The 14642-nt window shown below is 58.5% G+C and carries 14 protein-coding genes and 1 tRNA gene; 6 read left to right on the top strand and 9 right to left on the bottom strand.

All coding sequences use genetic code 11. From position 1 onward, the window contains the following. Window positions 1-21: 21 nt before the first annotated feature. Complete coding sequence (locus tag SHIM_RS09400) at window positions 22-276, bottom strand: hypothetical protein (RefSeq protein WP_152926504.1); 255 nt, start codon at window positions 274-276, stop codon at window positions 22-24. A gap of 98 nt (window positions 277-374) precedes the next feature. Next, window positions 375-1154: a 23S rRNA (guanosine(2251)-2'-O)-methyltransferase RlmB gene (gene rlmB / locus SHIM_RS09395; protein ID WP_054002466.1), complete on the bottom strand. Its 780-nt coding sequence runs from the start codon at window positions 1152-1154 to the stop codon at window positions 375-377. A gap of 136 nt (window positions 1155-1290) precedes the next feature. On the opposite strand from rlmB, the gene SHIM_RS20170 reads away from it, so the two are divergent. Next, window positions 1291-1374: transfer RNA gene (locus tag SHIM_RS20170), tRNA-Tyr, on the top strand. A 105-nt stretch (window positions 1375-1479) separates the two neighbouring features. Here the strand turns inward: SHIM_RS20170 and SHIM_RS09390 are convergent. From SHIM_RS09390 to SHIM_RS09375, 4 genes are read right to left on the bottom strand one after another with little or no spacing between them, the layout of a single operon-like run. Next, the gene (locus tag SHIM_RS09390) at window positions 1480-2238 is read right to left on the bottom strand and encodes an SDR family NAD(P)-dependent oxidoreductase (RefSeq protein ID WP_054002394.1); all 759 of its coding nucleotides are present in this window, start codon (window positions 2236-2238) and stop codon (window positions 1480-1482) included. Beyond that, window positions 2235-3173 (bottom strand): SDR family oxidoreductase, encoded by a 939-nt coding sequence (locus SHIM_RS09385; protein WP_054002393.1) that lies wholly within the window; start codon window positions 3171-3173, stop codon window positions 2235-2237. Before SHIM_RS09385 ends, SHIM_RS09390 begins: the two co-directional genes overlap by 4 nt. After that, window positions 3170-4087 (bottom strand): bile acid:sodium symporter family protein, encoded by a 918-nt coding sequence (locus tag SHIM_RS09380; RefSeq protein WP_054002392.1) that lies wholly within the window; start codon window positions 4085-4087, stop codon window positions 3170-3172. Before SHIM_RS09380 ends, SHIM_RS09385 begins: the two co-directional genes overlap by 4 nt. Beyond that, a complete protein-coding gene (locus SHIM_RS09375) occupies window positions 4084-5403 on the bottom strand; it encodes a flavin-containing monooxygenase (protein WP_241488827.1) in 1320 nt (439 codons plus the stop codon). Before SHIM_RS09375 ends, SHIM_RS09380 begins: the two co-directional genes overlap by 4 nt. Before the next feature lie 120 nt (window positions 5404-5523). Between SHIM_RS09375 and SHIM_RS09370 the strand changes: the two genes are divergently transcribed. Continuing rightward, window positions 5524-6141 carry a TetR/AcrR family transcriptional regulator gene (locus SHIM_RS09370; RefSeq protein WP_241488826.1) on the top strand — a complete coding sequence of 206 codons (618 nt, stop codon included), beginning with the start codon at window positions 5524-5526 and terminating at the stop codon, window positions 6139-6141. Here the strand turns inward: SHIM_RS09370 and SHIM_RS09365 are convergent. Beyond that, complete coding sequence (locus SHIM_RS09365) at window positions 6138-6584, bottom strand: hypothetical protein (RefSeq protein WP_054002389.1); 447 nt, start codon at window positions 6582-6584, stop codon at window positions 6138-6140. The genes SHIM_RS09370 and SHIM_RS09365 overlap by 4 nt on opposite strands. Window positions 6585-6684: 100 nt before the next feature. Between SHIM_RS09365 and SHIM_RS09360 the strand changes: the two genes are divergently transcribed. Next, on the top strand, window positions 6685-7689 hold the full coding sequence (locus SHIM_RS09360) for a hypothetical protein (protein ID WP_054002388.1): 1005 nt from the start codon (window positions 6685-6687) through the stop codon (window positions 7687-7689). 154 nt (window positions 7690-7843) lie between these two features. Beyond that, window positions 7844-9136, top strand: coding sequence for an O-acetylhomoserine aminocarboxypropyltransferase/cysteine synthase family protein (locus SHIM_RS09355; protein ID WP_054002387.1), 1293 nt, complete (start codon window positions 7844-7846; stop codon window positions 9134-9136). A 69-nt stretch (window positions 9137-9205) separates the two neighbouring features. Here the strand turns inward: SHIM_RS09355 and SHIM_RS09350 are convergent, their stop codons facing one another. Next, window positions 9206-9895: an SIMPL domain-containing protein gene (locus tag SHIM_RS09350; RefSeq protein ID WP_193749898.1), complete on the bottom strand. Its 690-nt coding sequence runs from the start codon at window positions 9893-9895 to the stop codon at window positions 9206-9208. 165 nt (window positions 9896-10060) lie between these two features. On the opposite strand from SHIM_RS09350, the gene SHIM_RS09345 reads away from it, so the two are divergent. Then, window positions 10061-12535 (top strand): hypothetical protein, encoded by a 2475-nt coding sequence (locus tag SHIM_RS09345; RefSeq protein ID WP_054002385.1) that lies wholly within the window; start codon window positions 10061-10063, stop codon window positions 12533-12535. Window positions 12536-12612: 77 nt separating this feature from the next. Here SHIM_RS09345 and SHIM_RS09340 read toward each other — a convergent pair whose 3' ends face one another. Further along, on the bottom strand, window positions 12613-13488 hold the full coding sequence (locus tag SHIM_RS09340; RefSeq protein ID WP_054002384.1) for a haloalkane dehalogenase: 876 nt from the start codon (window positions 13486-13488) through the stop codon (window positions 12613-12615). A 180-nt stretch (window positions 13489-13668) separates the two neighbouring features. On the opposite strand from SHIM_RS09340, the gene SHIM_RS09335 reads away from it, so the two are divergent. Then, complete coding sequence (locus tag SHIM_RS09335; protein ID WP_054002383.1) at window positions 13669-14604, top strand: hypothetical protein; 936 nt, start codon at window positions 13669-13671, stop codon at window positions 14602-14604. Window positions 14605-14642 lie beyond the last annotated feature (38 nt).

Genomic DNA, 14642 nt, shown 5'->3' with positions numbered 1-14642 from the left:
GTTCCATGTCTGTGTTTCTCATTAGAGTACGTATGTGTTGGCCCCGCGGATTAAAGAGGCAATCAAGCAGCTGTGATTACGAAGCGCCGCAGCAATGTGGTTTTTAACGGAAGTGAATTTCATCGCTGTCTGTGGCGTGGAGACTTTTTTGTTGATTTTCAGCGCACTACGAAAAGGAAAGCCGCGGAATTTGTTTTTTTTCTTCAGCAGAACAGCCGTCACGGCATGGGCAGAAAACTGCTCAGAGCGGGGAATGTTGCCGATGGCCGGACGCACAGATGCCGCCACTTTGCACAGAAGGCGTGATGGCAGGCCGCAGCCGCTTTGGTGTGGTCGCAGGGCCTCTGGCGGCCATCACTCAGTGTGATTTCAGGTTAGTGCGGCAAAGACGCATAAAGCGCCACCGCAGAGGCGTTGGACACGTTGAGTGAGCCAAAGGCCCCCGCGAAATCGATTCTCACCAACTGGTCGACGGTTTCTTTGGTTTTTTCCCGCAGGCCCGGCCCTTCAGCCCCCATCACAAGCGCGATGGGTTGATCTTTGCGGCCTTCCAGCGCGGTTTCGATGGTCTGCTCCGCGTCACCGTCCAGCCCCAGAACCAGATAGCCCATGTTTTGCAATTCGGTGATGGCGTCCGCGAGGTTGCGCAAGCGCAGGTACGGTTGACGCTCCAATGCGCCGCTGGCGGTTTTGGCCAGCGCGCCGGTCTCGGGCGCGGAATGGTGTCGGGTGCCGATCACGGCCAGCGCGCCGAACACTTCGGCGGAGCGCAAAATGGCGCCAACGTTGTGCGGGTCGGTCACGCGATCCAGCAACAGAAGGCGTTGCGGGCGGTCGTCATCGGCAATTGCACGATCTGCCAGACGGCCCCACTCCAGCGGCTTGACCTCCAGCGCGGCGCCCTGATGCACCGACTGCGGATCAAGCGGCGCGGTGAACCTGCGCGGGTCGGCCATTTCCGGTTCCATACCTGATTCTGCGATTGCCTCGGCCAGCTTGTCGGCAGCATTTCGGGTCACGATCAGGCGCAGTTTCTCGCGCGCAGGATTCGCCAAAGCGTCGCGCACCGCATGCAGGCCAAAAAGCCAAACGGTTTCCGACGCCGTCTTGCGTTTTGCCTGCTCTTTTTCGACCACCCACTTAGGTTTTTTCACGGCCTGCACCCCTTGAAAAGCTGAGGCAGCATCAATGCGCCGCTCAGCCGCCGTGTGCAAGGTATTTTCTTGTTGACGCCCTGAGCGCATCACAGTAATCAGCCCCTCACACCACGGTCGCAAGACCAAAGAAAGTGGGCGACAGGCCGCAAGGTGTGGCAGGGGACTGTAACTCCCTCGCGGAGACGCACGCCTGGTTCGATTCCAGGGTCGCCCACCACTTTCTCCCCAAATCCAGAGACCCAAGTAACGCCACCAGGCGTGGTTTTGCGGCGACTCAAAGTCGCTTGAAGCTCAACGCGAAGCGGCGCCACCTGCACAGATGTCAGCCACCTTTGATGTTGCGCTCCATCAGGCGTTGAAACAGGCGTGGGCTGGCGCGGTTGATCAGCCAAGACAGCCGTGCAACGCGACCGACAGCAATCATCGGTGTGCTGCGCTTGAGGCCGTTCAGGATGATTTTGGCCGCGTCTTGCGGCGTCATGTAATCAATTCCGTCCGCCGCAGACCCGGGCCGTGCAATGCCGTCGGTCTGACGTTGATCATTGCCGATATTGGTCGCCACAAATGATGGCGCCGCGATCAGGGTGGTGACCCCATAGGCGGATTCCTCAGAACGCAAAGAGCCAAAGAAGCCTTCGAGTGCGTGTTTGGACGCGGCATAGGCCGCGCGTTGATACAGCGGCGCAAATCCGGCGACCGAACTGATCGCGATGTGGGTGCCTTTGGCCTTGCGCAGCGGCACAAGGAACGCGCGCGCCATGGCCACGGCGGCAAAGTAGTTTACCTCAAACACCTTGCGGTGTGTGGCGTCCGGCGTGTCAGAGAAAGCGCCAATTTGGGTGATGCCCGCGTTATAGATCACAAGATCAATAGAGGCCGAGGACGCAAGGGTTTTATCAACTGCATCAGAGAGTTGCGCCGCGTCCGTCAAGTCGCATGAAATCGGCATCTGGGTGGCGGTTTCGACCAATGTCGACGTGTCCAGATCCAGCAAAACGCAGCGCCATCCTTCGGCCTGCAAAGCTGCGCTGAGCGCTTGGCCAAGTCCGCCTGCGCCTCCGGAAATTACAGCGGTTTTCATAAGCCCACGCTCTCTTTCCAATAGTCAAATACTTCGCGGCTGGTTTTTTGCGGCGTGTAGCCAAAAAGCTTTCTAAGCGCGGCGTTGTCCAAAACCGGCCGGTATTGCAAAAACCGCACCTGTTCCGGTCCATAACGGCTGAGACCAAGCGGACGCGCGATGCCCAGCGCGGCCTGCAACGCCCAAGCCGGAAGGCGCAGCACAGGTTTGCCAAGCGCGCTTGCGAGGTCATCGATCGCCATGGCCCCGTCGCCCGCCACATTGAAGATGCCCGCAGGCCCGTCGGTGGCAGCGCGCGCAAGAATGCGGGCGAGGTCGTTGGTCCAGATGAACACAAACGGGCTGTCGCATCCGGCAATCGCCAGCAAGCGGGGTTTGTGAAACAACGCTGTGATCTGGTTGTCGGTCCCCTGCCCCAATACGGTGCCAACCCGCAGAACCACCTGTTCCAGTTCAGGGTTGGTGTCGCGGGTCTCGGCGAGCATGTCTTCGACGAGGCGTTTGTGATGGGCGTAGGCGAATTCTGAGTTACCTCGCACCGGATCGCCCTCAGTAAGCGGGACCGGATTGTCAGCATGATAGCCATAGGCCGCGCCCGAGCTTGTAACCACAAGCCTTCGCGTGCCTGCCGCAAGTGCTGCGTCGATGACTTTGCGGGTGCCGGTGACATCCACCGCATAGGCAAAATCGCGGCTGCTGCCTTTGGGCGGGGTCACGATGGAAGCGAGGTGCACAATCACGTCCGGCGCGACATCTTTGATAACGCGGGCCGGATCATCTGTGGTCACATCCATCCGCTCAAATCGGGCATTGACCGGCAAGTCCGGCGGCGCAGCAAGATCGGTGGCCACAACCGAGTGGTCGGTGTCGGCCAGAACATCCAACAGGGCCCGCCCGACCAGACCGGCGGCGCCAGTGATCAGAATAAGGCTCATCGTTGGGCCTCCGTCCGGTTCATGACTGCGGCCAATGCAATGCCGGAAATCGCGTGCCAGATGCCCCAGAAAGCCGCGACCACGGCCATGCCGCCCAACCCGCCAAAGAAGCCAAAGATCAGGATCAGGCCCAGGCCCGAGTTCTGAATGCCGGTTTCGATGGTGATGGCGCGGCGGTCAAACGGGCTGAGTTTGGCCAGAGTTGCAGTGACAAAACCGCCGCCCAGCGCCAGCGCGTTGTGAATGACCACAAGGGCCGCTACGGCGCCTGCGAAGGCTTTAAAGTAGTCCCAATTGGAGGCAAGGGCCGCGACGATGAAGGCCACAAAGATCGCCATCGACAGATATTGCAGCGGTTTGCGCAGACGGGTGGTGAATTCGGGGCGCAGCACGTTGAGAGTGATGCCAAGGATCAAAGGCAGCACCAGCATAAAGCCTACGGTGATGGCCACCGAGACGGGATCGATCTGGGTGGCCATCAAGATTTCGCGGGTGGGCGCATATAGGTTGCCGTAAAACGCAATATTGAGAGGCGTCAAAAGGATCGCGCCGACTGTGGCGAAGGCCGTCATGCTGACGGACAAGGCGGCGTTGCCGCCGGCGCGGTGGGTGATGAAGTTTGAGATATTGCCACCCGGACAGGCCGCCACAAGGATCAGGCCAAGCGCGATAGACGGGCGCGGCTGCACCAAAATCACCAGCAAAAACGTCAGCACCGGCAGCACAATGAACTGCGAAAACAGCCCCGTGATCACCGGCTTGGGCGCTTTGGCGAGGCGTTTGAAATCGGCGGGCGTCAGGTCAATTGCGATGGAAAACATCACCACGGCCAGAATGCCGTTCAGCAGTGTTAACGACCCGGCGCTGAAGTTCAGCACAACTTCGTCCAGACCAGCATAAGCTGTCGTATTCATGGTGTTCCCTCCCCGGCAAGTTTCTTGATCCAACCTGTGACCGCACCACGATAGGTTGCTTTGTCGACGTAATAAGCCATGCGGGCCAGATCGAGATACTGCATCCCGCCGGTGGCGCGTTCAAAGCCTTTGGCCTTCTCCGCTTTAAGCGTGCGGGCTGACGCGGTGTTGGCGCGCAGCCCTTTGACGTAGCGCACCACCATCTCGGCCTGCTCGTGGCGGCCTTGCCAACCCAGCCCCGTCGCCTCGATCATGCCAAGCACAAAGATATCGTCGCGCGTCGGGTGCATTGCGTTCAGATATAGATGCGGCGCGCTGCCTTGCCAGTTGAGCAACTCAGGCGCGATGAACGGGTAGTGCAGCTTGTAGCCGGTGGCGGCGAGGATCATGTCATAATCCGCGCTGCGGCCATCGGTGAAGGTCACGGTTTTGCCTTGGATGTCCTTGATATCGCTCTGGATAGTCAAATCGCCATGGCCCGCGTGGTACAGAACCAGCGAGTTCACCACCGGATGGCTTTCGTAGAGTTTATAGTCAGGCTTGGGGAAGCCATATTTTTGCGGATCGCCAACGAACCAGCGCAGGATCAAACTGTCGATCGGCCGCTTGAGCCACATTGGCAGCTTGATCGCGCCGCCCATGGTGTCCGCCGGTTTGCCAAAGACGTATTTTGGCACAAAGTAGTAACCACGGCGCATCGACAGATCGCAGCTTTGGCCGTGGTGCACCGCATCCACCGCGATGTCACAGCCCGAGTTGCCCGCCCCCACCACGAGCACCCGTTTTCCGGCAAACTGCTCGGGGTGGCGGTATTGGCTGGCGTGGATCAGCTCGCCGTCAAACTGACCGGGAAAGTCCGGCATATTGGGTTCTGATAGGGTGCCGTTAGCGATCATCACACCGGCGAACGTTTCCTCATGAGCGCCATCAGTGTCACGCCAAGCCACACGCCAGCCCTCGCCATCCGCGCCCACTGGCGTGATTTCGGTGACTTCAGCACCAAACCGATAATGGCTACGCAGATCAAAGTGGTCAGCGAAGTCGCGGAAATAGCGGGCCATTTCGCGATGGGACGGGTATTCGGCGACGTCTTCGTCCATCGGGAAATCGGCAAATTCGGTCATCGTCTTGGACGAGATCAAATGCGCGCTCTCATACATTGTCGACTTCGGCGCCTCGATGTCCCAAAGCCCGCCGACGTCCGAATGTAGCTCAAATCCCTGAAAGGCGATCCCTTGTTCGGCCAACACTTTGGCCGTGGCCAACCCCATCGGTCCGGCCCCGATTAGGGCGTATTTTTCCGTTTGTGACTTCACGTCTTGCTCTCCTCTTCCCATTTTTAAATTGAACAAACGTACAAAATAAGGCAAGATAATTCGATGCAGCAGGATTTTTTACAAGAAAAACAACGGAAAAGGGCGCCTTCCCAACGCGCTTTGGCGACTCGTTCCAAGGTTTTGGACGCCGCAGAGCTGGTGTTTTCGCGTCATGGATTCGATGCGGCCTCGATGCGCGAGATCGCTCAGGAGGCCGGTGTGCAGGTGGCCTTGGTCACCCATCATGGCGGGTCCAAGGAAGAGCTGTTTTGGCGGGTTGTTGCGCGACGCGCGAATGATCTGTCCCAAGCCCGCATCGATGCGCTTGAGATGCGCCGCTTTCGCGGGCCTTTGACCGTGCATGCCATAGTCGAGTGCTTTTTTGCGCCCTATCTCGAAAAGGCGGAAACCGGCGGTGCGGGTTGGTTTGCCTACGCGCGTCTCGTGGCGATGGTGTCGGCTGATCCGCGGTGGGAAGATCTGGCCAAAATCTGTTTTGACCCGACAGCGCAAGTGTTTGTCGATGAGTTGGTGCGACTTTACCCCGCGGCCTCACAACGTGCGGCAGCGGCGGGGTTTGTCTATTCGGTGTCTGCCCTGCTTGCACTGCTGACCACGGAATGGCGGATGCAAGCGCTTGGCGATACGCGGTCTTCGCTGGCAGAGCGGTTTGAAGAACTCGTCCGGTTTTGCGCCGCAGGTTTGGACGCCAGCCTGAGCGCTGACGGCGGTGTCTAGGGCAACAGAACCGCCGCGCGATCAAATGAAACAACATCCGTTCCAAGATCATCGTAGAGGATGCTCACCTCAACGGTTTGCACGGACCCAAGTTCACGGCTGATATAGACCTGTGCATCTTCGGGAATGGCCATGGCATTAGCAATATCGGGGGGGCATTCGGGAATGGCAAACGCTTCCAGATCGCCGCCGTTGATGGAGTAGTGCACCTCGTAAAGCCCACAGCGCCAACTCATCAGATGGGTGAAATAGACCAGATCCTGTCCGTTGAATTCCCGCACCCCGATCCAGCTTCCTTTGGTGGCCTCAAGGATCGGGCGCACCTCGGTGGCGGTGAGGAATTTGCCTGTTGGCGTTTGATCCTCCGCCACCCGATGATCGTCCGCCCAAGCGGCGTTTGCGGCCAGCCCGACGATGCAGGCAATTGTCGTCGTGATCTTCATATCAATCCCTCCGATTCAAAAAATTCAGCTTTTGCCGCCTTTTGCGCGGCGCGTTCGCGGCCTATAGTCCTTACAAAGATCGTGCAGGGCATCAGGCAAAATGGCAAGCAAAGCGCAAAAAAACGCGTCCTTTAACATCGTTGTGGTTGGTCAAAACGGCCGTCTGCAATATGAGGCGGTGCTGTTTGTCGCCTCGCTGCGGGCCAAATCTCCGGCGTTTTCAGGGCGTGTTTTTGTGGCTGAACCCCAGCCCGGCCCGCGCTGGACCAAAGACCCGCGCATGTCCAATCCCGATGTTGTGGCCCTGCTCAATCAGATGGATGCGGAAATCCTGCCATTTGAAAGCCGCCACTTTGGGGAAAGCTATCCCAATGGCAACAAAATTGAACTTTTGCGTGAATTGCCCGCCGGTGAGCCGTTTGTGTTTTTTGACACCGACACGTTGATCACTGGTGACATCAGCAAGGTGCCGTTTGATTTTGACCGTCCCTCGGCCTCGCTCAAAGTCGAAGGCACATGGCCCGAGCCGCCGCTGTATGGACCGCAATACACTGCCATCTGGAAATCTCTGTACGACAAGTTCGACATCGAATTCGAGAGCACCTTGGATCTGAGCCAACCGGATGAATACTGGCGGCGCTATCTCTATTTCAACGCAGGTTTTTTCTATTACCGCTGCCCGCATGAATTTGGCGCGCGGTTTGAAAAATACGCGTTGCAGATCCGCACCGACCCGCCCGAGGAGCTGGCCTGCCAATCCCTGGATCCGTGGCTTGATCAGGTGGTGCTGCCGCTGGTGATCCACGAGCTTGGCGGCGGGCGTGATGCGCTGCCAGACGGGTTTCTTGATGGTACGGTCAGCACGCATTACCGCTTGATCCCGCTGATGTATGCGCGCGAAAGCGATCTGGCGGTAGAAACGCTCCAAGAGGTTGCGGCGCCCAACAAGGTCAAAAAGGTGCTCAAGCAATACGACCCTTTCAAGCGCATGATTTATCAGGGGCGCGGGCACAAAGCACGCGCGCTGTTTGATCGAGACCACTTGCCGCGCCGCGAACAGGTGATCCGCAACACGTTGCGGCGCAACGGGTATTGGTTGCGCTAAGGCCGCTCGTTCCCCGGCATGGGCTCGGAACCGACACAGGGTTCTTTGCAACCCGCGAAAATCAGGAAACCTGCCCCAAGTTGCACAAGCGGCGTTGCGCCATGCGCGCTCACCGCCTAACACTTGTCCCCAACATTTTATGGGAGGATTTCCAATGACCGACGGCCCAACCTACGGTTTTGACACGCTGCAAATTCACGCCGGTGCACGCCCTGATCCGGCGACCGGTGCGCGGCAAACGCCGATCTATCAAACAACCGCTTATGTGTTTCGCGATGCCGAACACGCGGCGGCGCTGTTTAACCTGCAAGAAGTTGGCTACATCTATTCGCGCCTGACCAACCCCACCGTTGCCGTTCTGCAAGAACGCATTGCGACACTCGAAGGCGGCGTTGGCGCGGTTTGCTGTTCATCCGGTCACGCGGCGCAGTTGATGGCATTGTTCCCACTCATGCAGCCGGGCTGCAACGTGGTGGCTTCCACCCGTCTTTATGGAGGCACGATCACGCAGTTCAGCCAGACCATCAAACGCTTCGGCTGGTCGGCGACTTTTGTGGACTTTGACGATGAAGCCGCTGTCGCCGCTGCTATCGACGAAAACACCCGCGCGGTGTTTTGTGAATCTGTGGCCAACCCAGGCGGTTATATCACCGACATTCCTGCAATTGCGGCGATTGCCGAAACCGCGGGTGTGCCACTGATTGTCGACAACACGTCTGCCACGCCGTATTTGTGCAACCCCATCAGCCTCGGCGCCACGCTGGTTGTGCATTCCACCACCAAATACCTGACCGGCAACGGCACTGTCACCGGTGGCTGTGTTGTGGATTCCGGCAAATTTGACTGGTCTGCGTCGGACAAGTTCCCATCGCTGTCACAGCCTGAGCCCGCGTATCACGGCCTGAAGTTCCACGAGACGTTTGGCCCGTTGGCGTTCACCTTCCACGGCATTGCCATTGGCCTGCGCGATCTTGGTATGACCATGAACCCGCAAGCGGCGCATTACACGTTGATGGGCACCGAAACTCTGTCGCTGCGCATGGAGCGTCATGTGCAAAACGCTGAAACCATTACAAAATGGTTGGAGTCGCACGCACATGTGGACTACGTGACCTACGCTGGTCTGGACAGCTCACCCTATAAAGCGCGGGTCGCCAAAGTGTGCCCCAAAGGCGCGGGTGGCCTGTTCACCATTGCGCTTAAGGGCGGCTATGACGCGTGCATCAAATTCGTCGACAGCCTTGAGATTTTCAGCCACGTCGCCAACCTTGGCGATGCGCGGAGCCTCGTGATCCACTCGGCCTCCACCACCCACCGTCAGCTGACGCCAGAACAGCAGGAAGCGGCCGGAGCGGGACCAAACGTGGTGCGGATTTCCATCGGAATCGAGAACAGCGAAGATCTGATTGCGGATCTGGATCGGGCGCTGAACGCCGCGCACAGCTGATCCTTGGAAACAAACAAAACGCGCCGCGATCCTGTTGCGGCGCGTTTTTCTTTGGGCGAAAGCCCCCTCTTAGTCTGCCAGTTCCCAAACCATGGTCACGTGCGCCGTCACTGACAATTCTCCTGGCGCCACCGGCACCGCATCAAAGCTTGCCATCGATGCACGCATCATCTCCGGACGCGGCATTGCACTGCCAGACTCGGAGATGGACACAACTTTGCCCAAGCTGACCCCAGCCGCATCGGCATAAAGCGCGGCCTTGGTCTGTGCATCCGCCACTGCGTTGCGCCGTGCGTCGTCTTGTGCGCGTTTCGGGTCACGCAAACCAAAAGTTATACCGCCGATGTCATTGGCGCCCGCCTTGACCAAAGTGCCCAAGACGCCGCCCACGGCCTCAAGGTCGCGGACTTTGACAGTCAAACGGTTGGAGGCCGAAAACCCGAGCAGCAGCGGCCGCTCGTCGCCATTGCGGTTTCGGTCATGCACTGCTCGCAGGCTTAGGCCGCTGGTCTGCATGTCGCGCGCTTCGATACCTGCGTCGTCCAAAGCCACGATCATGGCGCGCGCCGCGTCGTTGACCATTTCCATCGCCATCTGTGCCGAACTGGTTTGATGAGACACACCAACCGAAATCACCGCCTGATCGGGTGCCTGTGTTATCACCCCTTCGCCAATCACCGTGATTTGGCGGTCCTCCGCATGGGCCACGCCGGCCCCCAATCCACACCAAGCCACCAAAATAATTGCCGTCAAACGCATGCGGTTCTCCCTTTTGTTCATTTGATGGAAACAACCTAAGGGCAAAGCGCGCTTGAGCGGAACTTCGGTACGGCTTTTTCTTCCATGTCGGCAAGAACTTGCTATAAATTCTGCAAATCTAAGGGAATGGGGATCTCCCGCCCGCTCGGATGCTAGGTCTAATATATGTCGCCAAGTCTTGCTTTGACACTTTCCTTCGAAGGCATCGGCCTTCTGACCCGCGTTGACGGCGGGTGGCATCTGCTTGGCGAAGTGGGGCTGGACAGTGACGATCTGGCCGGCGAATTGGCCAAGCTGCATGATGTGGCCGCGGTGCGGGCTGGCGTGGATTTTGCGACGCTTTTGGTGTTGCCCAATGACCAGATCAAGGTACTGTCATTGGATCTGGGGCGGTTGAGCGCCAGCAAACAACAAACTGAAATCGTGCGGATTCTAGAGGAACAGACGCCTTATGGTGCGGACCAACTGGTGTTTGATTCCCGCGTTGTGAACGGCCAAACTCAAGTCGCCGCCGTTGCGCGCGAAACCCTTGCAGAGGCCGAAGCCTTTGCCGCCGAACATCAGTTCAATCCGGTTCGGTTTGCGGCGATGCCGGATCCCGCGATGTTTGGCGGCACCCCGGATTTCGGGCCCACGCAAGGCGCAAAAGATCCCCATGTGGATCATGATGGCGCGCCTATGGTTGTTGTGGGCTCCGGCCCCTTGCCCGACAAACGTCCTGCGCCGACCGAGGACGTGCCCCAAGAGGACGCGCACGCAACCGCCGCTGCTCCGGAGGTGGCTGAGCCACCTGAGCCGTCGACTTCCGAAGACATTGAAGCTGCGCCAGAAGCGCGCGTTCCGATGTCCTTCTCCAGCCGCCGCCAAGGAGACACCACGTCCGGCGCGCCAGAGCTGGGAGGCGCGTCTCGCGACCCAGGCGTCGCGGGCACCAATGCACTGGATGTCGGCGCAGCGCGCGCCACAACCGAACCGAAGTTGCGGTTCGACCCTGCCCGTGTGGTTGCCGGCCTAAAGTCCGATGACGGTGCTGATGATGGGGCGGAAACTTCCGACACCCCAAGCGGTGTGGCAAGCGGGATGTTCCGAAGCCGCAACAAATCGTCTGAGAGCGGCACGAAAAAGAAAGCGGCCAAGACCAAGGCCGCTAAGAAGAGCAAAAAGCCGGCCGACAAAGCCCTTCAGGCACACTCGACCGCCGAAGCTGCGACTGCTGCGAGCGACACACTGGTGGCTGACTTGCCCGAGCCGGCCCGATCCCGGCGCGGCGATCGGCGTAAGGCCGTGTCGCAGGAAAAAGAGAAGCTGACGGTCTTCGGCTCGCGCAAAAACGAAGTGCGCGGCAAACCCAGACATCTGGGTTTGATCCTGATGACACTTTTGCTGGCGTTTCTGGCCGGGGTGGCTGTCTGGGCAACCTATTTCCTTGACGACGGCGTGGCTGGCTTGTTTGGCAAGAGCGACACTGAAATTGTAGTGCTGGAACCGCAGGCATCACAGCCTGTGACCCCTGCCCCAATCCAGACGCCCACACCAAGCCCAGCAGCTGACGTCCCGCAAATCGACGCGCCACGGCCGCAACCCGAAATCGAGATCGCGGCGGTCGACCCAACCGACGGCGTTGACACCGAAGCATTGCCGCCCTCAGCGGCTGAAACAATCACCGACAGTGCTGAGATCGAAGCGATGCTGGATGGCATTGATCCGCTTGATTTGACCGACTCCGAGGCGGAGGCACGATATGCCGTGACCGGAATCTGGCAAAAAGCGCCGCTACCACCGCTGGACGTCAACAGCGAGTCTGTTAACGACATCTACACCCCCTCAATCGATCTGGAACTTGGTGCGCTGGACGCCATCGCGCTTCCGGCGCCGGGGGGGCTGAACACCGATGCGGCACCTGCTGCACAAAGCAATCCACCGATTGCCGGAACCCAATTTGATTTTGACGCCCGCGGGCTTGTGGTTGCCACCGCAGATGGCGCGCTGAGCCCGGATGGCATTCTGGTGTTTGCCGGACGCCCATCAGTCGAGCCGCCAGCCTATCCCAAACGCATCATTGTCGCGACTGCACTGGCTGCGCAGACCGAAGACCGGCTTGCAACGCGTCGTCCGCGTGTGCGGCCCTTTGATTTGCTGGAAAGCAACCAGCGTGCCACGTTGGGGGGGCTAACGCTGAATGAGTTGGGCCGCATTCGCCCAACCCCGCGCCCTCCAAACCAAAAAGCCGAGGCCGAAGCTGACACGACGCCGACGGCCCTTGCGGTGGCGACGTCTTTGCGCCCACGCGCCAAGCCTGCAAACATTGCCCAGCTGGCGCAGCGTCAAACCCCGTCACTGACGACCTCTGTTGAGGCTGTTCCCGCCTCTGCGGCGATCGCGCCCACCATCCCGACCACAGCGTCCGTTGCGCGGCAGGCCACAATTCAGAACGCGATCAACCTCAGGAAAATAAACCTGATCGGCGTTTACGGTACCAGTTCCAACCGACGCGCGCTCGTTCGGTTGAGCAATGGGCGATACAAAAAGGTGCAAGTCGGTGACCGCATTGATGGCGGCAAAGTTGCAGCCATTGACGAAACCGAACTGCGCTATATCAAATCCGGCAAGAACATCATCCTGAAGATGCCAAAAGGGTAAGACGGAAACCAGCCGCGCGGGCGGGCTCCTGAGCGCTGTAATCCAATACGTGGCGCTTTTTTTCCGCAAAAATCGGTCTAGACTGCTGCCAGCCAATCCCGCAACGCGGCGCCGATTTCATCTGGGCTGTCCTCTTGGATGAAGTGGCTGCCGGCCACGGTAACCTCGGACTGGTTTTTCCAGCTTCTGCAAAAATCCCGTTGCGGACCTGTCAAAATGGCGCCGGGTTCTGCGTTTATGAAAAGCTTGGGCAGTTCATTTTCGGCCATCCAATCGGCATAGTTTGCAACGATTTCAGTAACATCCTCGGGTGATCCATCAATTGGAATTTGCCGTGGCCACGTCAAGGTGGGGCGGCGGTCTTCGCCTGTATTGGCAAAGGGTTTGCGATAGGCGTCCATTTCGGCATCGCTGAGCTTGCGCAGGATGGACCCCGGCAGGACAGCTTCGATAAAGAGGTTTTTTTCAAGGATCATCTCCTCACCCGCAGGGGAGCGGAACGCCCCAAAAATCGGCTTGGCGGCGTCTGGCCAATCGGTCCATGGAACCGGGCGCACCACGCCTTCCATGTAACAGATGCCGCGCACCCGATCGCGGTGGCGGTTGGCCCAGTCAAAGCCTAGGGCCGAGCCCCAGTCGTGGATTACCAGCGTCACGTTGCCTGCCTCCCCAATCACCTGATCAAGAAGCCCGTCCAGATAAGCGCGATGGTGCACAAACCGATAACTGTCCGGCCCGACATCATCGAGTTTGTCGCTGTCGCCCATGCCAATCAGGTCGGGCACAATCACGCGGCCCATCCCTGCGACATGCGGCACCACGTTGCGCCACAGATAAGATGACGTCGGATTGCCGTGCAAAAACACAATCGGATCACCCTGCCCCATATCGGCATAGGCCATTCGTTTGCCATTCACGGTCACAAACTGTTTTTCAAGCGGTGCGTCAGTCATGATAATTCTCCCTTTTGACAGCTTGCCGCAAATGCTTTGCGCCGTCGAGATTGCTGACGCAACGTTCGTGCCACCGCCGTTCCTGCGAGGGCGCCGATTTGTCGGCTGTGCCAATTTATGCTATGAATAGCCTTATTTCATTGAGCAGATTTGCAATTTTTATTTCTCTGGAGGTGTCCCATGGGATTCAAAGTGACCGAAGCTGAAATCAAACAAGCCTTGAACCGCAACGACCTTACTCTGATTTTGCGCGGGTATGTTCCAGGCCGCGGAAACCTGGACAACTACCTAACGATCGTGCTTTCTCCGATCAGTGGTGGCGACTGCCTTGGGCGCGCCGAGATTACGCTGGCGGCCGAGTATTCCACCGTTGCATCAGACACTTCAGACCTTGAGGATGTTCTAAAATTCCTGACCAAGGTCATTCCGCAAGTTATCACCGGCACGCCGTCGCCGGGGGTGATCGTAAACGGAATCAAGGACGGGATCGACACGCTCAAGGCCATTATCGAAACCGAGAACAAGCCGGGCACGGCTGTGCGCATGACCTTTCCAATAGAAACCTGCGGCGTGGACGAAGTGGTGATCCTGTCCACCCTATCGGTGGAAGCTCGCGGTTTGGTGTCCAATGCCACCGAGGACAAAACCTATAATCCCAATGCCTTTGGACAGGCGTTTGCCAAAACCCATCTTGTTTGCAACGTGGGCAGCGACGATCATGAGGCGGATTGGGTTGTGAGCGCAAGCAATGCGGCGCAGGGCAACATTCGAACCTATCGCATTCGCAACGCGACGCTGTTGCGCGGGCGCCAAACCGTGGACACGTCCGTGCAGCCGCATTGCCGCGTGACGGATGCGATTAATATCTGGGACGAAATCGCCGCGTTGACGGTGAGCAAAGTGAAGCTGATCATCGAAGTTGTCCCGCCAAAGCTTTATCGGCGCACATTTTCGGACAATTTCCTCGACTACCTGCGTGAGAACAATGTGACCATCCCAAGCCCCGTGACTGACGCCGAGAAAAAGGCAGAAAAAAAGGCCAAGGCCAAAAAGAAAGAGCAGGAGAAGACAGAAAAACTTCCCGCAAAGGCGGCAAAAACTGAAAACGGGAAATAGTAAAAAACGCCGCCCACTGATGTGGACGGCGTCTCCCC

The sequence above is a fragment of the Shimia sp. SK013 genome (assembly GCF_001292625.1).
Classification (GTDB): domain Bacteria; phylum Pseudomonadota; class Alphaproteobacteria; order Rhodobacterales; family Rhodobacteraceae; genus Shimia.
The sequence above is the reverse complement of the archived record's forward strand: the minus strand, read 5'-3'. Positions and strand labels throughout refer to the sequence as shown.